Source organism: Xanthomonas albilineans, from assembly GCF_009931595.1.
In the GTDB taxonomy this organism is placed as follows: domain Bacteria; phylum Pseudomonadota; class Gammaproteobacteria; order Xanthomonadales; family Xanthomonadaceae; genus Xanthomonas_A; species Xanthomonas_A albilineans.
This window is the reverse complement of the sequence record NZ_CP046570.1, coordinates 2,193,828-2,213,239: the sequence shown is the minus strand read 5'-3', so window position 1 is coordinate 2,213,239 and position 19,412 is coordinate 2,193,828. Positions and strand designations below refer to the sequence as shown.

Sequence of the window (19,412 nt, the reverse complement as noted above, 5' to 3'; positions counted from 1 at the left end):
ACGTGGGCTCAGGCCGCCGCGGCCTGCGCCAGTCGAGGTCCCTCGCGCAGCGCGCGGCCGATCAGCCCGACCAGCAGGTCCAGCTCCTCGCTGTCCATCGCGAAATGCGGGGTGAAGCGTAGCGAATTCTCGCCGCCGTGAATGACGTTGACGCCGTGCTGGCGTAGCCATTGCTCGGTGGAGTCGGCGCCGTAACACTTGAACTGCGGTGCCAGCGCACAGGAGAACAGCAGGCCGGTACCCTGCACATGCGTGATCGCACCGCCGAGTTGCGCCTTGAGCGTCTCCAGTTTTCGCACAGCTTCGGCCCCGCGTTCGCGGATGTTGGCGCGCAATTGCGGGGTCAGTTGCGTCAGGGTGGCGGTGGCCACGTCCAACGCGCGTGGATTGGTGGTCATGGTGTTGCCGTAGGTCCCCTTGCGGTACAGCTGGGCGGCGGACTGGGTGAGCGCCAGCACCGACAGCGGATATTGCGCGGCGTTGAGCGCCTTGGAATAGGTTTCCATGTCCGGCGGATCGAGCCGCTCGAAGCCGGGATAGTCCACCATCGACAGCACGCCGTGCGCGCGCAGCCCGGCCTGGATCGAATCGATGAGTAACAGGCTGCCGTGTGCGCGGGTGAGTTCGCGCGCGGCGGCGTAGAAGTCCTGCGGTAGTGCGCGTCCGGGGTCGCCTTCGCCCATCACCGGTTCGAGGAATACCGCCTCGACGAACCAGCCGTGCTGCGCGGCGTCGGCAAAGACGCGACGCAGTGCGTCCACGTCGTAGGGGGCGATCGCGATCAGCGAGTCCTCGCCGCGATAGCTGGCCAGGTGGTGCAGGTAGATCTTGCGGCTGGAATCGGAGTACAGCCCGGGGCGGTCGGTGCGGCCGTGGAAACTGCCCTTCACCACGACACGCTTGATCTTGGCCCCGGCATGGCGTGCGCCGGGATCGGTTTGCAGTTTGGCGTTGATGTCGGCGATGCGTGCGGCCAAGCCGACGGCCTCGGAGCCGGAATTGAGGCACATGAACTTGCTGTACGGGCAGCCGCCGCGGCGGTGGCCGATCTCCGTACGCAGTGCCCGCTCCAGTCGCAGTTGCGACACGCTGGGTGTCATCACGTTGGCCATCATCTGCGGCCGCGCCATCGCCTCCAGTACCGCTTCGGGGGTATGGCCGAAGCCGAGCATGCCGTAGCCTCCGGTGTCGTACAGAACCGCGCCCTTCAGGGTGATGACCCAAGGGCCGCGCGCGGTCAGTGGCACATAGGGGGTTACCACATCGTCGGCGTAAAAATTCACGAAGCCCGCTTGCACGGTGCAAATCTGCGCCGCCTCGTCGAGATCGAGCAGATCGCCGAATTCCCTGGCAAGGTGAGCATGTTCGAGCACCGCGGCCTCGATCGCTGCGCTAAGCTGCGGATGCGAGGTGGCCAGACGGAGGATGTCGGCATCGTCCAGGCCGTGGGTCAGACGTTCGCCGGCATGGGCGCGGAGCGAGGCGAGAAGGCTGAGTACGCTCATGAAGTTCTCCTGATGACGGATCGCCCAGGGATTGGCCTTGAATCCATTATCGGAACGTGGCGGTCGAGTGACAGCGTTGATTTGCACGGGAAATAATGTAATTTCGTCGAATCGACGAAATGGGCTGCCATGAAGATCACGGCCTCCGACGAACGCCTGCTGTCGCTTCTGCGCGAGGATGCGCGCGCATCCACCGCGCAGATCGCGCGTCGGCTCGGCGTGTCGCGCACCACGGTGCAGAGCCGGATCGAGCGCCTGGAGCGCGAGGGGGTGATTTGCGGCTATGCCGTACGCACCCGCGATGACTACGAACAGGGTTCTATCCGCGCGCATATCCTCATCACCGTGTCGCCGAAGAAAATGATCTCGGTAGTCAAGGCCTTGCGCGAGATCGATGCGCTACGGGTATTGCATTCGGTCAGTGGTTCCTACGATCTGATCGCGCTGGCCGTGGTGCCGGGGGTCAACGACATGGACGCGTTGACCGACCGCATCGGCGCGCTGGATGGGGTGGAGCGCACTACCTCATCGATCATCCTGGCGACCAAGTTCGAGCGTTGAGTGGGGGTGGCTGGCGCTGCGGTTGCGGTTAAAACCGCTCCGGTGCGGGAGCGGTGCCCAGCGGGGATGGCGTTGCCGGCTACAATGCCCGGCCCTGGTTCTGCGATCCGCCGGCCTTGAAGAAGTCCGATTTCCACTACGACCTGCCCGACGACCTGATCGCGCAGGCCCCCCTGGCCGAGCGCTCGGCCAGCCGTCTGCTGTGGGTGCCGCCGGCCCCAGCGCCATTCCAGGATCGTCAGGTGCGCGATTTGCCGCAGTTGCTGCGCGTGGGCGACCTGTTGATCTTCAACGATACGCGGGTGATCCCTGCGCGTTTGTTCGGGCAGAAGCAGACCGGCGGGCGGGTCGAGATCCTGATCGAGCGCCTGCTCGGCGGTCAGTGCGCGCGCGCGCAACTGGGCGTGAGCAAGTCGCCGCAGGTCGGTGCGCGCATCGCCCTGGATGCCGGCGGCGAAGCGGAGGTGCTGAGCCGCGATGGCGCGTTCTACCAGTTGCAGTTCCATGTCGACGGCACGTTGGAGCATTGGCTGCAGCAGGCCGGACGGTTGCCGCTGCCGCCGTATATCCGGCGCGAGCCGGGGCTGGAGGATCGCGAGCGCTATCAGACGGTATTTGCGCGCGAGGCCGGCGCGGTCGCCGCGCCGACCGCCGGGCTGCATTTCGATGTGCCGCTGCTACAGGCGCTGCACGAGCGTGGGGTCGAGGTCGGCCATATCACCCTGCATGTCGGTGCCGGAACTTTTCAGCCGGTGCGTGTGGAGGCGCTGGAACAGCATCAGATGCACCACGAGTGGCTCAACGTCGGTGCCAGCCTGGTCGAGCAGGTCCGCCGTACCCGCGCCGCCGGCGGGCGCGTGATCGCGGTCGGAACCACGGTGGTGCGCGCGCTGGAAAGCGCGTCCAAGGACGGCGAGCTGTATCCGTTCGCCGGCGAGACGCAGCTCTTCATCCTGCCCGGTTACCGCATCCGCAGCGTCGATGCCATGGTGACCAATTTCCACTTGCCGGAAAGCACGTTGTTGATGATGGTTGCGGCTTTCGCTGGCCGCGAGCGGATTTTCGCCGCTTACCGCCACGCGATCGCGCAGCGCTACCGCTTTTTCAGCTACGGCGATGCCATGCTGTTGTGGAGTGCGCAGGCGACCCTTGCCGAGGTCGAGTCCTAGCACCGCGCCGTCGTTGCGGTGTCCCTTGTCGTTTTCCATTTCCGATTTCTCGCCTTTCAGCGCCATGTCCCGATTGCAGTTTCAGCTACACACCACCGATGGCGCCGCGCGCCGCGGTCGCCTGACCTTCCCGCGCGGGGCCGTGGAGACGCCCGCGTTCATGCCGGTCGGCACCTACGGCTCGGTCAAGGGCGTGCTGCCCGAGCAGATCAAGGCGCTGGGTGCGCAGATCATTCTCGGCAATACCTTCCACTTGTATCTGCGCCCGGGGTTGGAGGTGATCGGCGACCACGGCGGCCTGCACGGCTTCGCCCGTTGGGATGGTCCGATCCTGACCGATTCCGGTGGATTCCAAGTGTTCTCGCTGGCACATCGGCGCAAGATCAGCGAGCAGGGCGTGACCTTCGCCGCGCCGACCGATGGCGCCAAGGTGTTCCTCGGGCCGGAGGAGAGCATGCAGATTCAGAAGGTGCTCGACGCGGACATCGTGATGATCTTCGACGAGTGCACGCCGTACCCGGCCACCGAGGAGGTGGCGCGGCGCTCGATGGAACTGAGCCTGCGCTGGGCACGGCGCTCGCGCAATGCGCACGATGCGCTGGGGAACGATGCGGCGTTGTTCGGCATCGTCCAGGGCGGCGTGCATGCGGACCTGCGCAGCCGTTCGATCGAGGGGCTGCGGACCATCGGGTTCGATGGCTACGCGATCGGCGGCTTGGCGGTGGGCGAGCCGGAGCACGAGCGCAATGCCATGCTCGAACATCTGCACCCGCAGTTGCCGGCCGACCGTCCGCGTTATTTGATGGGCGTGGGACGCCCGGAGGATCTGGTCGAGGGCGTGGCCCGTGGCGTGGACATGTTCGATTGCGTGATGCCGACCCGCAATGCGCGCAATGGCCATTACTTCACGTCCTTCGGCACGGTGCGCATCCGCAACGCCAAATACGAGCGCGACCTGGACCCGATCGAGCCAGGCTGTGGCTGCTACGCCTGCAGCAGCGGCTATACCCGCGCCTATCTGCGCCATCTGGATCGCTGCAACGAGATGCTGGCGCCGATGTTGGGAACCTTGCATAACCTCTGGTACTACCAAAATCTCATGGCGCAGATGCGCGCGGCCATCGCGGCGGGAACCTTTGCCCAATTCCGACGGTCCTTCTATGCGGCGCGCGGGGTCGAGGCAACGCTGCTTCCATCGGAGTAGTCGGTCACGCTTTTCGTCGCGCGCGCGTTGCCAGGGGGAATGCTGCTTTGCGGCGTTTGGTCATCTGGGACGCCGCGTTTCTGCGGAACTGCATTCACCGTTGTGCCGGGGTAGGGAAGGCGCTGGTGGCGGTTTGGGAGAGTGAAGGCAGATCGTGGCATAATCGGCGGCTGCTTGCTGCTTCCCGGCAAATCAGTGGCCCGTCCCCCAGGGTGCGGGCTGCACGAACCCATAGGACATACCCGATGAATCCGCTCGATTTCCTGATTCCCGTCGCCCAGGCACAGACCGCTGGCGGCACTGCTTCGGCCGGTGGTGGCCTGCAGATGTTCCTCTTGCCCGTCATCCTGATCGCGGTGATGTACTTCGCGATGATCCGCCCGCAGATGAAGAAGCAAAAGGAGCACAAGTCGATGCTGGACAAGCTTGGTCGCGGGGACGAGGTCATCACTTCCGGCGGCGTGGCCGGCGTGGTCACCGACATCGGCGACAACTTCATCACTGTGGAAGTTGCCGAAAACGTGCGCATCCGTGTGCAGAAAGGCGCCATCGGCAACGTGCTGCCGAAGGGCACGCTGAAGTCCGCCTGATCCATTCCTCCTACTGCTAGGCGCGGCGCCGGCGTGGCGTCGTGCGGGGTTCCGCAATGCTCGAGTTTCCGCGCTGGAAATATGTCCTCATTCTGATCGTGCTTGGGTTGAGCGCGTTGTACGCGCTGCCGAACGTGTACCAGAAGGATCCGTCGGTCCAGATCACCGCCAGCCGCGGCGGCAAGCTCGACGATGCCCTGCGCGAACGGGTCCTCGCCGACCTGAAGGCGGCCGGGATCACTCCCAAGTCGGTGGCCAACGAAGGCGACAGCCTGATGGTGCGGTTGCCGACCCTGCAGGCGCAGACCCGCGCCAACGACATCCTGCGCGAGCAGGTGGGCGAAAACTACACGGTGGCGCTGAACCTGGCCTCGACCGTGCCAGGTTGGCTGTCCAAGCTCGGCGGCAAGCCGATGGTGTTGGGCCTAGACCTGGTCGGCGGTGTGCATTTCGCGTTGCAGGTGGATCAGAAGGCTGCGCTGGAGAAGCGCCTGGACGCCTTCGCCGAAGACCTCCGCACCACGTTGCGCGATAACCGCATTCCCTACCGTTCGGTGGAACGTCGGCCAGACAACAGCATCCAGGCCAACCTGGGCGAAGGCGCCGATGCCAGCGCCGCACGCGCCCTTCTGGCCAAGGCGCAGCCAACGTTGAGCTACGCCGTGTCCGGGCAGACCATCGCGGTGACTGTGCCCGATGCCGAGCTGAAGCAGATCGCCGCTGGCGCCATCGAGCAGAACCTGACCACTTTACGCAACCGCGTCAACCAGTTGGGCGTGGCCGAGCCGATCATCCAGCGCCAGGGCGAGGACCGTATCGTGGTCGAGTTGCCGGGCGTACAGGACACCGCCGAGGCCAAGCGCATGATCGGTGCCACCGCTACCTTGGAGTTCCGTGGCGTGGTCGATGGCAATGCCGAGGATGCGGTGCGCTCCGGCAACATTCCGGCCGAGGCCAAAGTTTACTATCGGCGCGACAATGGCGCGCCGGTGCTGCTGAACAAGCGTGTGCTGGTGTCAGGCGATCAAATGGTCAACGCCAGCGTCAGCATCGATCAGAATGGCTTGCCGGCGGTGGCGGTGACGCTCAATAACGTCGCCGGTCAGCGCATGTTCGATTACACCAGCGCCAACACCGGCAAGCTGATGTCGGTGGTCTACATCGAACGCATTCCGACCGTCACCATGGTCGATGGCAAGGAAGTGCGCAGCGTTCGGGTCAAGGAAGAGGCATTGGCGCCGACCCGCATCGCTGGTGTGTTCGGCAAGAATTTCCAGACCACCGGCCTGGAGAAGACCGAGGCAGAGAATCTGGCCAAGTTGCTGCGTGCTGGTTCGCTGGCTGCGCCGATGGACTTCGTCGAGGAATATGTCATCGGTCCCAGCCTGGGCGCCGAGAACGTGGAGCGGGGCATCACCGCTGTGGTCTATGCGTTCCTGTTCACCCTGGTGTTCTTCGGCGTGTACTACCGCATGTTCGGTGCGATCACCTCGGTAGCCTTGCTGATGAACCTGCTGATCGTGGTTTCGGTGATGTCGCTGTTCGGTGCCACCATGACGTTGCCGGGCTTCGCCGGTCTGGCTCTGTCGGTGGGCTTGTCGGTGGACGCCAACGTGCTGATCAATGAGCGTATCCGCGAAGAGTTGCGTTTGGGCGTGCCGCCCAAGTCGGCGATTGCGTCTGGTTACGAAAAGGCCGGCGGCACCATCCTCGACGCCAACCTCACCGGCCTGATCGTGGGCGTGGCGCTGTACGCGTTCGGCACCGGTCCGTTGAAGGGCTTTGCGTTGACCATGATCATCGGCATCTTCGCCTCGATGTTCACCGCGATCACCGTGTCGCGTGCGCTGGCGGTGCTGATCTACGGCCGTCGCAAGAAGCTCAAGTCCGTGGCGATTTGAGCCGCGCACGCCATCCTTCGCAAGAACCCGCGCCGGCCGGCGCGGGCTCCAAAAAAACGCAGAGCGGCATCCTATGAAAATCTTCCCGCTTCACCTGATCCCGAACGACACCAAGATCGACTTCATGCGCTGGCGGCACCCGACCTTGGCGCTGATGGTGGTGCTGGCGCTGGCCTCGTTGGGCGTGATCTTCGCCAAGGGCTTCAATTACGCGTTGGAATTCACCGGCGGCGCGCTAGTGCAGACCAGTTTCCAGAAAACGGTCGATGTGGATCAGGTGCGCGCGCAGTTGGCCAAGGCCGGCTTCGAGAACGTGCAGGTGCAGAATGTCGGTAGCGGTAACCAGGTGGTCATCCGCCTGCAGCCGCAGGGCGAACACAATAACGAGGACATCACCAAGAACTTGGCCGAACAGGTTCGCAAGGCGGTGACGACGCCGGAGAATCCGGCGACGGTGCAGCCGGGCGAATTCGTCGGGCCGCAGGTCGGCAAGGACCTGGCGTTGAATGGCGTCTATGCGACGGTGTTCATGCTGATCGGTTTCCTGATCTACATCGCGTTCCGTTTCGAATGGAAATTCGCGGTCGTGGCCAGCATGACAGCGTTGTTCGATCTGCTGGTGACCGTTGCCTATGTCTCGGTGACCGGTCGCGAGTTCGATCTCACCGTGCTTGCCGGTCTGTTGTCTGTGATGGGTTTTGCGATCAACGACATCATCGTGGTGTTCGATCGCGTGCGCGAAAATTTCCGCAGCCTGCGTGTGGAGCCGACCGAGGTGTTGAATCGTTCGATCAATCAGACCCTGTCGCGCACGGTGATCACGGCGGTGATGTTCTTCCTGTCGGCGTTGGCGTTGTACTTGTACGGTGGCGCATCGATGCAAGGTTTGGCGCTGACCCACATGATCGGCGCGGTGATCGTGGTGGTGTCCTCGGTGATCGTGGCGGTGCCGTTGTTGTCGATCGGTCCGTTCCAGGTCACCAAGCAGGATCTGTTGCCGAAGGCCAAGGACGTGGAGGCGCTGGCGCGCAGGCCGTAAGCTGGGCACCCGTGAGGGGCCGGAGCGCGAGGAATGCGCGATTCTCCTGTTTTCGTCAGTTTGCAAGAGCCGCGCGAATGCGCGGCTTTTCTTTTGGGTGCAGGGTCACAGCGCCTGTTGAGGTGTCATGTGTGGTGTGACGGCGGCGACCGATGTGCCCACGCAGTGCACATTGTCTGTAGCGGAGAGGGTCAAGGTGCGAGTGCCTTCCTGTGTCCTTGCAGCGGCGCGCTGCGTTCTCCCCTGAAACACGGGGCCGGCCAGGGCCGCCCCGTGCGTGTTGATCAGGAGACAACGTGCATGGCAGGGGCCACGTGTGAGGTGACGCGCGCCACCATCTTTGCCACTGTCGGATAGGTTTCGCTTTGCACATGGAACTGTCCGACGATCTCGACCAACTGGTTTGCCTGCTGTTCCATGGAGCGTGCTGCGGCGGTCGCCTCCTCGACCATCGAGGCGTTTTGCTGGGTCGCTTCGTCCATTTGGGTGATGGTCTTATTGACTTGCTCGATCCCAGCCGACTGTTCCTGCGAGGCCGCGGAGATCTCGCTCATGATGTCGGTGACGCGCTGTACCGAGGCCACGACCTCCTGCATGGTCGTGCCTGCGCGGGCAACCAGGACCGAGCCTTCGGCGATGCGGTTCACCGAGTCGTCGATCAGGTCCTTGATTTCCTTGGCGGCATTGGCCGAGCGTTGTGCGAGGGTGCGTACTTCGCTGGCGACCACAGCGAACCCGCGGCCTTGTTCGCCGGCACGTGCCGCTTCCACCGCTGCGTTGAGTGCGAGAATATTCGTCTGAAAGGCAATGCCGTCGATGACGCCAATGATGTCGGCGATGCGCTTTGAGGAGGATTCGATACCACTCATCGTGGTGACGACTTGGCCGACCACCTGGCCACCTTGCGAAGCGACCGATGCGGCGCTAACCGCCAACTGGTTGGCCTGGCGTGCATTGTCGGCGTTCTGCTTCACGGTGGAGGTGAGTTCTTCCATCGAGGCGGCGGTTTCCTCCAGGCTGGCGGCCTGCTGTTCGGTGCGGTGCGACAGGTCGTTGTTGCCGGTGGCGATCTCGCTGGCGGCGCTGTCGATGCTCGTGGATGCTTTTTGGATGCGACCTACCATTTCGGTCAATTGCCCGACTGTGGCGTTGGCGTCGTCGCGCATGCGTGCGAAAACGCCGTGGAACTCTCCCTGCATTTGTTGGGTGAGATCGCCGGCGGCGATCGCACGTAGCAACTGCGACAGCGCCGCCAGATTCGTCTCGGTGCCAGTCATCATGTGATTGAGGTTGGTCACCATGGAACGGAAGGCATGGCGAAAACGCGTTTCTTCGCCGCGACGGGAGAAATCGCCCTGCGCGGCCGCGCGGACCAGCAGATCGATCTCGCTGTTGATCGCACCCAGGTTGCTTTTCACCTTGTACATGGTCTCGGTCAGGATCGCCATTTCGCCCTGGAATTGCTCCAAGTCGCCGCTCAGGTCGCCCTCGGCGTATTCGCCCATCAGTGCGATCACCCGCTGATTCACATCAATGTGGCGATGCACCAGCGCATTGGCGTCGCGCACCATGCGTCCATAATCACCTGGAAAGTGTGTCTCGTTCATGCGGAAGCTGATTTGTCCGGCTGCGTGATGGTCTGCCATCTCGGTCTGTGCCTGGATCACTGCGCGCAACTGCTCTTGCATCTGTCGCATGTCGTTCAGTAGCGATGGCGATGTCGCATCGAGTTCCACGTCCCGCGACAGGTCGCCATTGGCGATGCGGCGGACGACCTCGGCAGCATAGGCTGGCTCGCCACCAAGCTGGCGCATCAGACTGTTGCGGACTAGTAGGCCAAGCGATACCGCAGCCAGAATGCCGATCAGCATGCCGCCGATGTTGGTCCACTCGCCCGTCCGCGCACGCGCCTCGCTTGCGGCTCGGCGCACTTTCAACAATCCTTGCTCGGTGTCTTCGTAATGCCTGATACTGTCCCGCAGTGTATCCATCTGCTGCTTGCCTTGCGTGTTGAGCGTTGACAGACTGGAGGTGCTGCCGCTCGCGTTGCCACGGATCTGATCGATTGTCTTTTCCTGGATTGCGAGGAATTGTTCGTAGGACTGCGCGATTGTTTGCAGACGCGTCTGCTGCATCGGGTTGTCTGCGGTCAACTGTTTGGATTGCTGCAATTGCGTGTCGAATTCGCGTTTTCCCAGTTCGAACGGCTCAAGATAGGTGGGGTCCTTTGTGAGGCCGAAGCCACGCGCGCCGCTTTCGATATTGAGCAGGCTCAACAGCATGTGGTCGCCCATGGTGATGACCTGATAGGTATGCGCGTCCATTGCAGCGGCTGCGGTAAACTTGCGGAACCCGATCAGGCTGGCGATGCCGACCAGCAGCAGCATGGCGATCACGCCGCAGAAGCCGATCGCCAAGCGTTTGCTGACGGTAAGATGATTGAACGACATTTGGTAAAATCTCCGGAACGGAAGGTGCGAGCTACCGACTGCGTGATCGGGATGAGCCGGCAACGCGGTGTCGGGTGAGCGCTGGTGGGGAGGCGAGGCTATGGGCAAAGGCCCGCACCGATATCGACCATCTATTGCTAGTCTTGAGGCAGACTATCGATGACTGCCATCGGCGGTTAAGCGGCACCTGACGTATTGGTGTGATTTCGGAGACGTATCCATCATTTTCTGGATGCATGCCGATCGGTTTCTACGCACCCGGCGATCATTTTTTCGTGAAATTTTGATGTCAATCTTGTGGCGCATGTTCGCCATGACTGCGGTGCAATCGGAAGAAGGCGCTTTGTTGGCATATCCACGCGTTACACCGCCTTGTCCGCAAGCGCTTCGTGTCAGGACCGGTCGATATGGCGCCGATTGTGCGCATGTTGGAAACAAAAAAGCCGCGCAATCGCGCGGCTTTCGGTTTTCTGAGGGGGGCTCGGTTCTCCGGTTCCCTGCACCTGGTTTTTTTAGAGCTTGGCGTCGAACTCGCCGGCATACCCGCTGTTGACGATCAGCTTCTGTAGCGCGTCGCTGACCTTGAGATTACCGGCGACAATCTGGAATTGAGGGGCGCCGCGGTCGTCGATGCGGCCTGGCGTGGCGCCCTTGAAGTCGGTGACGCGACCGCCGGCTTCGCGCACCAGCAACACGCCAGCGGCGATATCCCACGCTTTTACGCCGGCCTCGAAATAGGCATCGGCACGACCGCAGGCGACATAAGCTAAGTCCAATGCGGCCGAACCGGTACGGCGGATGTCCTCGGCTTGCACCATCAACGCGTCCACGCATTTGAGCTGCGCGCTGGTGCGCTTGCGTTCGCGTGGGGCGAAGCCGGTATTGACGATGGCGCCATCGAGTTCCTTGCGTTCGCTGACGCGGATGCGGCGGTCGTTGAGTACAGCGCCGTTGCCGCGGCTGGCGGTGAACAGCTCGTTGCGCAGTGGATCGAAGATCACCGCATCGATTGGCTCGCCGTTTTCGACCAAGGCGATGGACACACAATAATGTGGGAATCCACGCAGATAGTTGCTGGTGCCGTCCAGTGGATCGATTACCCACATGTAGCGACCGCCGCCCTGTACGCCGCTTTCCTCGCCCATCACGCCGTAGTCTGGGTAGGCGCGGCGCAGTTCCTTGACGATCACCTTCTCCGCATCGGCATCGACTTCGCTGGCGTAGTCCATGCGGTCCTTCTGCACCACGTTCAGTGCCTCGAGACGGTTGATGTGGCGCAACAGCACGTTGCCGGCGAGACGGGCGGCCTTGACCATGACGGTAACGACGGGTTTTTGCACGGCAACGGTTCCCCGAAAGGGCGGAGGTAGGGCTGAAGGAGGAAAAGAGCACTCCGGCGCGAAGGCCGGCTGCACAGTTTACCATCTACGCCCCCATTCGCTTCCCTCTGCTGCGCTGCCATGACCGATCCTGCCCGCATTCGCTTCGTCCTAGTGGGAACCCAGCACCCAGGCAACATCGGTGCCGCGGCGCGGGCGATGAAGACCATGGGCCTGGCACGGCTGGTGTTGGTGGCGCCGGAATGCAGCGTGGACGTCGACGCTTACCGGCGTTCGGCTGGCGCCGAAGACGTGTTGCAACAGGCGCCGGTGTTGCCGACGCTGGCCGATGCGCTGGCCGATTGCCGGCTGGTGTTGGGTTGTACTGCGCGGAGTCGCCGGGTCGCGTTGCAGGAATTGTTGCCCGCGGACGCCGCGCAGCGTCTGGCGGCGACAGTGGCCGATGCGGCCGAGGTGGCGGTGGTGTTCGGGCGCGAACGCACCGGCTTGACCAACGAGGAACTGCAACAATGCCATGCGGCGGTGCATATCCCCTCCGACCCGGCGTTCAGTTCGCTCAACCTGGCCGCGGCGGTGCAGGTGTTGGCCTATGAAGTGCGGCTGACCCAGTTGCGCAGCGAGGCCGCCGTGCCCGCTGCGGCGCCTGGGTTGCGCGAAGCGCCGGCCAGCCACGCGCAACTGGAAGGCCTGTTCGGGCAGTTGGCCGAGACTCTGGATGACATCGATTTCCACAAGGGCCGCGCGCCAGAGTCGGCGATGCGCAAACTGCGTCGGTTGTTCCTGCGCAACGCGCTCAGCGAGCAGGAAGTGCGGCTGTTGCGCGGGGTGCTGTCCGACGCACAGCGTATGGCGCGCCTGGCGGGGCAGAGCAAGCATTAATTGCGGTGCCGTCGTGACCCCTGCCAGTTGATTTGTTGCGCGCGTCCAGCGTGCCGGCGTTTGGGGTCGGCACCAGGCGGTGCAATATAGTGCAGCACGGGGTAGCAATGTCGTTTCCCGCCTTCGCCTTTCGCTGGAGCCTTCTCGCCTCTATTCGTGGATAACGGGTTGTCTACTTTTTTGTAGTGTTCAGTTCCAGCACCGGCGCGGCATTGTTGGGGGGGCGGGGTGTACTGCCTGAACTGCACCAGACTGGACTTGAGCCGGCTCAGGCGTGATAACAAGGAGGGCTTGAATAAGTCAGGTCTTCCAAAATCAATGATTTGTGCCAAAAACAGGGGGGATGGGCTTGTTCGTGCCTTCCCTAAGTGGGATAGATTGCCCAAGAGTTGTTCAATAAAAGTACGGCCGCAATACTTTTATCCAAGGAACACGAGGACTATGCTGAATTCGCATCCCCTCACTGCAGGTATCGCTAGCCATGATTATGCCTTCGCGTATTTTGCGTTTATCGTTCTGTGTCAGCGTATGTGTGGTTGCCACCAGTGCAGCAGCGCAAACCACAGATCCCGAAACAGCCTCATTCTCCCCAACCACCGCCACCGCGCAACAAAAACCCTTACCCACTGCCAGCTTCGAACAGTGGCTTGCCGATTTCCGCCAGCGTGCGCTTGCCGCCGGCATCGAAGCAACCACGCTGGATAAGGCATTCGCTGGCGTCACACCCGATCCATCGGTGCAGGCACTGGATCAGCAGCAACCCGAATTTACCCTTGCTCTGTGGGACTATCTCGATGGCCGTATCACACCTTCCATCATCCAGAAAGGACAGCAACTGCTGAAGAGCAATCACGCTCTCTTTCAGAAATTGAGGCAGCAGTACGGTGTGGATCCGGGCATACTGACCGCCATCTGGAGCATGGAAAGCGAGTACGGCAAAAATATCGGGGACCTTTATGTGATCCGCTCGCTGGCGACGCTGGCGCATGAGGGGCGGCGCACCACATATGGCAACACGCAACTGCTTGCGGCCTTGCAGATTCTACAGACGGAAAAAGGCATTGATCGCTCGCGGTTGATTGGCTCGTGGGCCGGCGCCATGGGGCAGACGCAATTTATTCCGACCACCTATCGCGAATACGCCGTCGACGAGGATGGCGACCATAAACGGGATGTCTGGAATTCCGATGCGGACGCTTTGGGTTCTGCGGCGAATTATCTCAAGCAGAGCAATTGGACCCGCGATATTCCTTGGGGCCAGGAGGTCCATCTGCCAGCCGGCTTCGACTACGCGCAAGCCGACCTGACGATCAAGAAAACCGTAGCCGAATGGCTGCGCCTGGGGGTGAGGTGTGCTGGCAAACCGATTGCGGGCGCACTGGCTCAGCAGCAGGCATCGGTGCTGTTGCCCACCGGGTACCGCGGCCCGGCGTTTTTGGTGTTCGACAATTTCCGCAGCATTCTGCGCTACAACAGTTCCAACGCCTATGCCTTGGCGGTCGGTTTGCTGGCCGATGGCTATGCGGGCGGTGCCGGGGTAGAGCACTCATGGCCCAAAGATGATCCTCCGCTCAATAGCGTGGCCGAGATCACCGAGTTGCAGAAGCGGCTGAACGAAAAGGGATTCGACGTAGGCAGCGTCGACGGTACGTTGGGGCCGCGAACTCGTCAGGCAATCCGTGCATTCCAGCGCAGCCAGCAATTGCCGCAGGATGGTTACGCTAGCACTTCGTTGCTGGCGCGTCTGCGGGCCCTCTAATCGGCGCTGTATGCCGGAACCAAGCCGGAGGCTTTGGAGGGTCTGCAGGAATTCCATGAAAAGTTCTTGGCTGATAGCGAGTTAGCTCGCTTTTGGCTCTTTTCTGCACGAATCCTTGCCGACCCTCTATGCGGGCAATTGAGACAGGTCTTGGGCGTAGTTGCGGTGCGCCAGGTGCGCGGCGATGGTACCGATCAGGGCATCAGCGGGCGCTTGCTGCTGTCGCCGGGGATTTCGCGCACCAGCTTCGGTACCAAGTAGCCGGATAGCCGCGAGGCCAGCGCTCGATGCAAATCCAATGCGGTGGCATCGTCCACTTCGAAATGGGCCACGCCCTCGACCCGGTCCAACTGGTGCAGGTAATAGGGCAGCACCCCGGCGGCGAAGCTGCGTTCGCTCAGTTTGGCCAGTGCCTCCACGGTGTCGTTGACGCCGCGCAACAGCACCGCCTGGTTGAGCAACTGCGCGCCGGCATCGCGCAGGCGCGCCAGCGCGGCATCCACCGCAGCGTCGAATTCGTTGGCATGATTGGCGTGGATTACCACGGCCAGCGGCCAGGGCAGGGCGCGTAGCCACGCCAGCAGTGGGGCATCGATACGCTCGGGCAATACCACCGGCAGCCGACTATGCAAGCGCAGGCGCTTGATCTGCGGTAACGCCGTGAGCGCCTCGGTCAGTTCGACCAGTTTCGGCGTGGCCAGCGAGAGCGGATCGCCGCCGGACAGGATCACTTCCTCGATGCTGGGATCGGCGGCGATGGCTGCCACCGCATCGCGCCAGCCATCGCGTGCGGCGCTCTCCTCGGCATAGGGAAAGTGGCGGCGGAAGCAATAGCGGCAGTGCACCGCGCAACTGCCGGTCGCCACCAGCAGGGCGCGGCCGCGATACTTGTGGATGACTCCATCGGCCTTTTTCGCTGCGCCGTCCCCCACTGCATCCAGGGCGAAGCCCGGCACCCGGTGCAATTCGGCATCCAGCGGCAGCACTTGACGCAGTAGTGGGTCGTGCGGATCGCCATGCCGCATCCGTGCGACGAAGCCGCGCGGCACGCGCAGCGCGAACTGCGTCGCCGCCTCGGTGGAAATGCCCAGTCCCTGCGGATCCAGCCCCAGCAGTGCCAGCAGTTCGTGCGGATCGCGCACGGCGTCGCGCCAAATCTGCTGCCAGCGTGGCGATGCGACGACGGGGGGGCTCGGTGACGGCTGCATCGAGGGTAGGGCTGCGGTTATCATAGGCGGTCATCAAACGAGTGCCCGCCGCTGTGGCGGGGCGTCCATTCTATCCGGCCGGCCGCCGAACGCGGCGGGTTTGCCTTACCCGAGGAGTTTCAGATGGCCAGCTATGGCATGAACGATGTCAAGAACGGGATGAAGATCCTGGTCAACAGCGAACCGGCGATCATCACCGATACCGAATACGTGAAGCCGGGCAAGGGCCAGGCCTTCACCCGGGTCAAATATCGTTTCATCAAATCCGGGCGCGTGGTCGAAATGACCATGAAGGCCACCGACAGCGTGGAAGCGGCCGATGTGGTCGATACCAACATGCAGTATCTGTATACCGATGGCGAATACTGGCACTTCATGCAGCAGGAGACCTTCGAGCAGGTGCAGGCCGACAAGGCCGGCGTCGGCGATGCCGCCAAATGGATCAAGGGGGAGGAAGACTGCGTGGTGACGTTGTGGAACGGTACCCCGATCCAGGTCACCCCGCCGAATTTCGTCGAGCTGAAGATCGTCCAGACCGATCCGGGCGTGCGTGGCGATACCTCTGGCGGCGGCGGCAAGCCGGCCACGCTGGAGACCGGCGCGGTGGTGCGGGTGCCCTTGTTCGTTGGCCAGGACGAAGTGATCAAGGTCGATACGCGCTCGGGCGAATATTTCTCGCGCGTCAAGTAAGCGTGTCCGTGCAGGGGCGCAGCGTGCGTCCCCTGGCTGGGCGGCCGGAGCGGTGTTGTATCCGGTCTGGCGCGCGGTGCAAACGGCGGCCTGTGGCGCATCCGTGCGCAATTGGAAGGCGCGATTTGCCGGCTGTGCTGGCGCGCGACGCCCCCCCAACCGGCCAGGTCCGCTATTGCGCGTGGCAGACGCTATGCTAAGACGGGCAAGGCGATTGTCCCGTCGCCCTCGACAAGGCGCCATTTCAGGCGCTGCCACCTTGATGCCTGCCAAGACGCACCATGACCGTCCCCACGATTGAATCCTGCGACCTGCTGATCGAAGCCGGTTACGTCATCCCGATCGAACCGCATGCTGTGGTTCTGGAGGACCACGCGGTCGCGGTGCGCGGCAGCGAGATTCTCGCCGTGCTGCCCACCGCCCAGGCGCGCACGCGCTTCGCCGCCGCACATACCGTCTCGCGTCCCGATGCGGCGTTGCTGCCGGGCTTGGTCAATGCGCATACCCACAACCCGATGACGCTGCTGCGCGGTATCGCCGACGACCTGCCGTTGATGGTGTGGTTGCAGCAGCACATCTGGCCGGTGGAGACCGCGGTGATCGGCCCGGAGTTCGTTGCCGACGGTACCGTGCTGGCGATTGCCGAGATGCTGCGCGGTGGCACCACCTGCGCCAACGAAAATTACTTCTTCGCCGATGTGCAGGCCGCGGTGTACAAGCGGCACGGCTTCCGCGCGCGGGTCGGTACGGTGATCATCGATTTTCCCACGGCCTGGGCCAAGACCGCCGACGAATACTTCGCCCGCGCCTGCGAGGTGCACGATCAATGGCGCGACGATCCGCTGGTCGGCATCGCCTTCGCCCCGCATGCGCCGTACACGGTGAACGATGTCAACTTCGAGCGGGTGCGCATGCTGTCCGACCAGCTCGATGTGCCGGTCCACCTGCACACCCACGAGACGGCGCAGGAGATCGCCGATTCGCTTAAGCAATACGGCCAGCGTCCGCTGGCGCGGCTGGACCGGCTCGGCTTGGTCAACGACCGCCTGATCGCGGTGCACATGACCCAACTGACCGACGCGGAGATCCATCTGTGCGCCGAGCGCGGTGTCAGCGTCGTGCATTGCCCCGAATCCAACCTCAAACTCGCCTCCGGTTTCTGCCCGGCTTGCGCGCTACAGCGCGCCGGGGTGAATCTGGCGATCGGCACCGACGGTTGCGCCAGCAACAACGATCTGGACATGTTCAGCGAGAACCGCACCGCGGCGCTCCTGGCCAAGGCGGTGGCCAATGACGCCACCGCGCTGGATGCGGCCAGCACGCTGCGTGCGGCGACCCTGGGCGGCGCGCGTGCGCTGGGTTTCGGCGATAAGATTGGTTCGATCGAACCCGGCAAGCAGGCCGACCTGATCTGCGTGGACTTGTCGGCCTTGGAGACCCAGCCGTTGCACAACGTACTCTCACAGCTGGTGTATGCGGCTGGCCGGCAGCAAGTGAGCGATGTGTGGATCGCCGGCCAGCCCAAACTGACGCAGCGGGTGTTGGTGGACATGGACGTCGAGGCACTGCTCGCCAATGCGCGGGAATGGCGCGAACGTATCCGCAGCGTGCGCGCCTGACCTGTTTTTCCCGTGCCGCGCAGTGCGTGGCCCTATCGAGATGCCGTCATGATCGCTCCCGTCGCCCACGCTTCCGCCAATTTCGATCAGGCCGAACTGGACAAGTTCGGCGCCCTTGCCACCCGCTGGTGGGATGCCGACGGCCCGCAGAAGCCGCTGCATGTACTCAATCCGGTGCGCCTGCGCTACGTCGCCGAGCGGGTGCCGCTACGTGGCGCCACGGTGCTGGACGTGGGCTGTGGAGGCGGCCTGCTCAGCGAGGCGCTGGCCAAGGAAGGTGCGCAGGTCACTGCCATCGATCTGGCACCGGAGCTGATCAAGGTGGCGCGGCTGCATCGGTTCGAATCCGCGGTCGAGGTCGATTACCGAGTGCAGTCGGTGGAGGAGCTGGCGGCGACGCAGCCGGCCAGTTTCGATGCGATCACCTGCATGGAGATGCTCGAACACGTGCCGGATCCGGCGGCAATCGTCGCTGCATGTGCACGCTTGCTTAAGCCGGGTGGTCAACTGTTCCTGTCTACCCTCAATCGTACCCCGGCCGCGTTCGCACTGGCTATCGTCGGCGCCGAATACGTGGCGCGTCTGCTGCCCGCCGGCACCCACCGCTATCAAGATTTCATCAAGCCGGCGGAACTGGCCGCCTGGTTGCGCCAAGTGCAATTGCAGTTGCGCGATGTCACTGGCCTGCGCTATGAGCCATGGCGCAACCGCGCGCGTCTGTCCACTCGCACCGAAGTCAACTATCTGGCCTGCGCGGTCAAGCCGGACGCGCTGGATGCGCAGCAGTAGTCAGCTACCACCGCGCCGTGGGTTCCCGCGCGCGGTGCTATTCGATCTGGACGGCACCTTGCTGGATAGTGCGCCGGACCTGCTGGCCGCGACCAATGTGCTATTGGCCGAACATGGTCGTGCCGCTCTGACGTTGGAGCAACTGCGTCCGGTGGTGTCCAAAGGCGCGCGGGCGATGCTCTGTGTCGCCTTCCCGGACCTGGCCGCCGATGTCCGCGATGCGCTGATTCCGGTGTTCCTGAGCCACTACGAGGCGCTGATCGGCCGTTATTCGTGTCCGTTCGATGGGATCGCCGGGTTGCTGCAACGGCTGGAGGAGGCTGGTAGCATTTGGGGGATCGTCACCAACAAGCCCGAGTTCCTGGCCCGGCTGATCCTGCCGCAACTGCACTGGGAGCAGCGCTGTGCGGTGCTGATCGGCGGCGACTCGTTGCCCGAGCGCAAGCCGCATCCGCTGCCGCTGCAGGTCGCCGCGCAGCGGCTGGCGATGGCGCCGCAGGATGTGGTCTACGTCGGTGACGATGAGCGCGACATCCTCGCCGCGCGCGCCGCCGGCATGGCTTCGGTGGCGGTATTGTGGGGTTATCGCCTGCACGACGACGAGCCGTTGGCCTGGCGTGCCGACGCGCTGGTGGCCGACCCGCTCGATCTGTACACGGCTGCAGCGTGGCCGCTGGCTGCGCCGTCTTCCTGATTTTCCGAATCCTCG

At 63.3% G+C, this 19,412-nt stretch carries 16 protein-coding genes; 12 read left to right on the top strand and 4 right to left on the bottom strand.

Features of this window, described 5'->3' with window-relative positions:
• Nucleotides 1–8: 8 nt before the first annotated feature.
• Nucleotides 9–1,505, bottom strand: coding sequence for an aminotransferase class III-fold pyridoxal phosphate-dependent enzyme (locus XaFJ1_RS09305; protein ID WP_012916420.1), 1,497 nt, complete (start codon nucleotides 1,503–1,505; stop codon nucleotides 9–11).
• Between the two features lie 129 nt (nucleotides 1,506–1,634).
• Between XaFJ1_RS09305 and XaFJ1_RS09300 the strand changes: the two genes are divergently transcribed.
• The 6 genes from XaFJ1_RS09300 to secF all read left to right on the top strand — a co-directional run bounded on the left by XaFJ1_RS09300 (nucleotide 1,635) and on the right by secF (nucleotide 7,969).
• Nucleotides 1,635–2,066, top strand: a complete 432-nt coding sequence (locus XaFJ1_RS09300) for an Lrp/AsnC family transcriptional regulator (RefSeq protein WP_012916419.1) — start codon at nucleotides 1,635–1,637, stop codon at nucleotides 2,064–2,066.
• A 116-nt stretch (nucleotides 2,067–2,182) separates the two neighbouring features.
• Nucleotides 2,183–3,235, top strand: coding sequence for a tRNA preQ1(34) S-adenosylmethionine ribosyltransferase-isomerase QueA (gene queA, locus XaFJ1_RS09295; RefSeq protein ID WP_045757315.1), 1,053 nt, complete (start codon nucleotides 2,183–2,185; stop codon nucleotides 3,233–3,235).
• A gap of 64 nt (nucleotides 3,236–3,299) precedes the next feature.
• On the top strand, nucleotides 3,300–4,439 hold the full coding sequence (tgt, locus tag XaFJ1_RS09290; protein ID WP_045756912.1) for a tRNA guanosine(34) transglycosylase Tgt: 1,140 nt from the start codon (nucleotides 3,300–3,302) through the stop codon (nucleotides 4,437–4,439).
• 245 nt (nucleotides 4,440–4,684) lie between these two features.
• On the top strand, nucleotides 4,685–5,029 hold the full coding sequence (gene yajC, locus XaFJ1_RS09285) for a preprotein translocase subunit YajC (RefSeq protein WP_012916416.1): 345 nt from the start codon (nucleotides 4,685–4,687) through the stop codon (nucleotides 5,027–5,029).
• Nucleotides 5,030–5,085: 56 nt separating this feature from the next.
• On the top strand, nucleotides 5,086–6,930 hold the full coding sequence (secD, locus tag XaFJ1_RS09280; RefSeq protein ID WP_012916415.1) for a protein translocase subunit SecD: 1,845 nt from the start codon (nucleotides 5,086–5,088) through the stop codon (nucleotides 6,928–6,930).
• Between the two features lie 73 nt (nucleotides 6,931–7,003).
• Nucleotides 7,004–7,969: a protein translocase subunit SecF gene (gene secF, locus XaFJ1_RS09275; protein ID WP_012916414.1), complete on the top strand. Its 966-nt coding sequence runs from the start codon at nucleotides 7,004–7,006 to the stop codon at nucleotides 7,967–7,969.
• A 284-nt stretch (nucleotides 7,970–8,253) separates the two neighbouring features.
• Here secF and XaFJ1_RS16375 read toward each other — a convergent pair whose 3' ends face one another.
• Both XaFJ1_RS16375 and XaFJ1_RS09265 read right to left on the bottom strand, forming a co-directional pair.
• Nucleotides 8,254–10,419 carry a methyl-accepting chemotaxis protein gene (locus tag XaFJ1_RS16375; RefSeq protein WP_012916413.1) on the bottom strand — a complete coding sequence of 722 codons (2,166 nt, stop codon included), beginning with the start codon at nucleotides 10,417–10,419 and terminating at the stop codon, nucleotides 8,254–8,256.
• Nucleotides 10,420–10,931: 512 nt separating this feature from the next.
• Nucleotides 10,932–11,759, bottom strand: a complete 828-nt coding sequence (locus tag XaFJ1_RS09265; RefSeq protein WP_012916412.1) for an inositol monophosphatase family protein — start codon at nucleotides 11,757–11,759, stop codon at nucleotides 10,932–10,934.
• A 120-nt stretch (nucleotides 11,760–11,879) separates the two neighbouring features.
• Here XaFJ1_RS09265 and XaFJ1_RS09260 point away from each other — a divergent pair, with 120 nt between their 5' ends.
• Both XaFJ1_RS09260 and XaFJ1_RS09255 read left to right on the top strand, forming a co-directional pair.
• Nucleotides 11,880–12,638 carry an RNA methyltransferase gene (locus tag XaFJ1_RS09260; protein WP_012916411.1) on the top strand — a complete coding sequence of 253 codons (759 nt, stop codon included), beginning with the start codon at nucleotides 11,880–11,882 and terminating at the stop codon, nucleotides 12,636–12,638.
• A 481-nt stretch (nucleotides 12,639–13,119) separates the two neighbouring features.
• Complete coding sequence (locus XaFJ1_RS09255) at nucleotides 13,120–14,397, top strand: lytic murein transglycosylase (RefSeq protein ID WP_012916410.1); 1,278 nt, start codon at nucleotides 13,120–13,122, stop codon at nucleotides 14,395–14,397.
• Between the two features lie 194 nt (nucleotides 14,398–14,591).
• Here XaFJ1_RS09255 and epmB read toward each other — a convergent pair whose 3' ends face one another.
• Entirely contained in the window at nucleotides 14,592–15,629 is a 1,038-nt protein-coding gene (gene epmB, locus XaFJ1_RS09250; RefSeq protein ID WP_045756910.1) for an EF-P beta-lysylation protein EpmB, read from the bottom strand.
• A 99-nt stretch (nucleotides 15,630–15,728) separates the two neighbouring features.
• On the opposite strand from epmB, the gene efp reads away from it, so the two are divergent.
• The 4 genes from efp to XaFJ1_RS09230 all read left to right on the top strand — a co-directional run bounded on the left by efp (nucleotide 15,729) and on the right by XaFJ1_RS09230 (nucleotide 19,397).
• Entirely contained in the window at nucleotides 15,729–16,295 is a 567-nt protein-coding gene (efp, locus tag XaFJ1_RS09245) for an elongation factor P (protein ID WP_012916408.1), read from the top strand.
• A 281-nt stretch (nucleotides 16,296–16,576) separates the two neighbouring features.
• The gene (locus tag XaFJ1_RS09240) at nucleotides 16,577–17,914 is read left to right on the top strand and encodes a TRZ/ATZ family hydrolase (protein ID WP_012916407.1); all 1,338 of its coding nucleotides are present in this window, start codon (nucleotides 16,577–16,579) and stop codon (nucleotides 17,912–17,914) included.
• A 48-nt stretch (nucleotides 17,915–17,962) separates the two neighbouring features.
• Nucleotides 17,963–18,703 carry a bifunctional 2-polyprenyl-6-hydroxyphenol methylase/3-demethylubiquinol 3-O-methyltransferase UbiG gene (gene ubiG, locus XaFJ1_RS09235; RefSeq protein WP_012916406.1) on the top strand — a complete coding sequence of 247 codons (741 nt, stop codon included), beginning with the start codon at nucleotides 17,963–17,965 and terminating at the stop codon, nucleotides 18,701–18,703.
• Nucleotides 18,690–19,397 (top strand): phosphoglycolate phosphatase, encoded by a 708-nt coding sequence (locus XaFJ1_RS09230; RefSeq protein WP_012916405.1) that lies wholly within the window; start codon nucleotides 18,690–18,692, stop codon nucleotides 19,395–19,397. The genes ubiG and XaFJ1_RS09230 overlap by 14 nt, the downstream gene beginning before the upstream one ends.
• Nucleotides 19,398–19,412: the final 15 nt, after the last annotated feature.

Bases quoted from the DNA above. Each gene is read 5' to 3' on its own strand.
- XaFJ1_RS09240 (WP_012916407.1), top strand. From the start codon at position 16,577: ATGACCGTCCCCACGATTGAATCCTGCGACCTGCTGATCGAAGCCGGT.
- XaFJ1_RS09230 (WP_012916405.1), top strand. From the start codon at position 18,690: ATGCGCAGCAGTAGTCAGCTACCACCGCGCCGTGGGTTCCCGCGCGCG.
- efp (WP_012916408.1), top strand. From the start codon at position 15,729: ATGGCCAGCTATGGCATGAACGATGTCAAGAACGGGATGAAGATCCTG.
- secF (WP_012916414.1), top strand. From the start codon at position 7,004: ATGAAAATCTTCCCGCTTCACCTGATCCCGAACGACACCAAGATCGAC.
- XaFJ1_RS09260 (WP_012916411.1), top strand. From the start codon at position 11,880: ATGACCGATCCTGCCCGCATTCGCTTCGTCCTAGTGGGAACCCAGCAC.
- XaFJ1_RS09300 (WP_012916419.1), top strand. From the start codon at position 1,635: ATGAAGATCACGGCCTCCGACGAACGCCTGCTGTCGCTTCTGCGCGAG.
- XaFJ1_RS09255 (WP_012916410.1), top strand. From the start codon at position 13,120: ATGATTATGCCTTCGCGTATTTTGCGTTTATCGTTCTGTGTCAGCGTA.
- XaFJ1_RS09305 (WP_012916420.1), bottom strand. From the start codon at position 1,505: ATGAGCGTACTCAGCCTTCTCGCCTCGCTCCGCGCCCATGCCGGCGAA.
- yajC (WP_012916416.1), top strand. From the start codon at position 4,685: ATGAATCCGCTCGATTTCCTGATTCCCGTCGCCCAGGCACAGACCGCT.
- XaFJ1_RS16375 (WP_012916413.1), bottom strand. From the start codon at position 10,419: ATGTCGTTCAATCATCTTACCGTCAGCAAACGCTTGGCGATCGGCTTC.
- tgt (WP_045756912.1), top strand. From the start codon at position 3,300: ATGTCCCGATTGCAGTTTCAGCTACACACCACCGATGGCGCCGCGCGC.
- ubiG (WP_012916406.1), top strand. From the start codon at position 17,963: ATGATCGCTCCCGTCGCCCACGCTTCCGCCAATTTCGATCAGGCCGAA.
- secD (WP_012916415.1), top strand. From the start codon at position 5,086: ATGCTCGAGTTTCCGCGCTGGAAATATGTCCTCATTCTGATCGTGCTT.
- epmB (WP_045756910.1), bottom strand. From the start codon at position 15,629: ATGATAACCGCAGCCCTACCCTCGATGCAGCCGTCACCGAGCCCCCCC.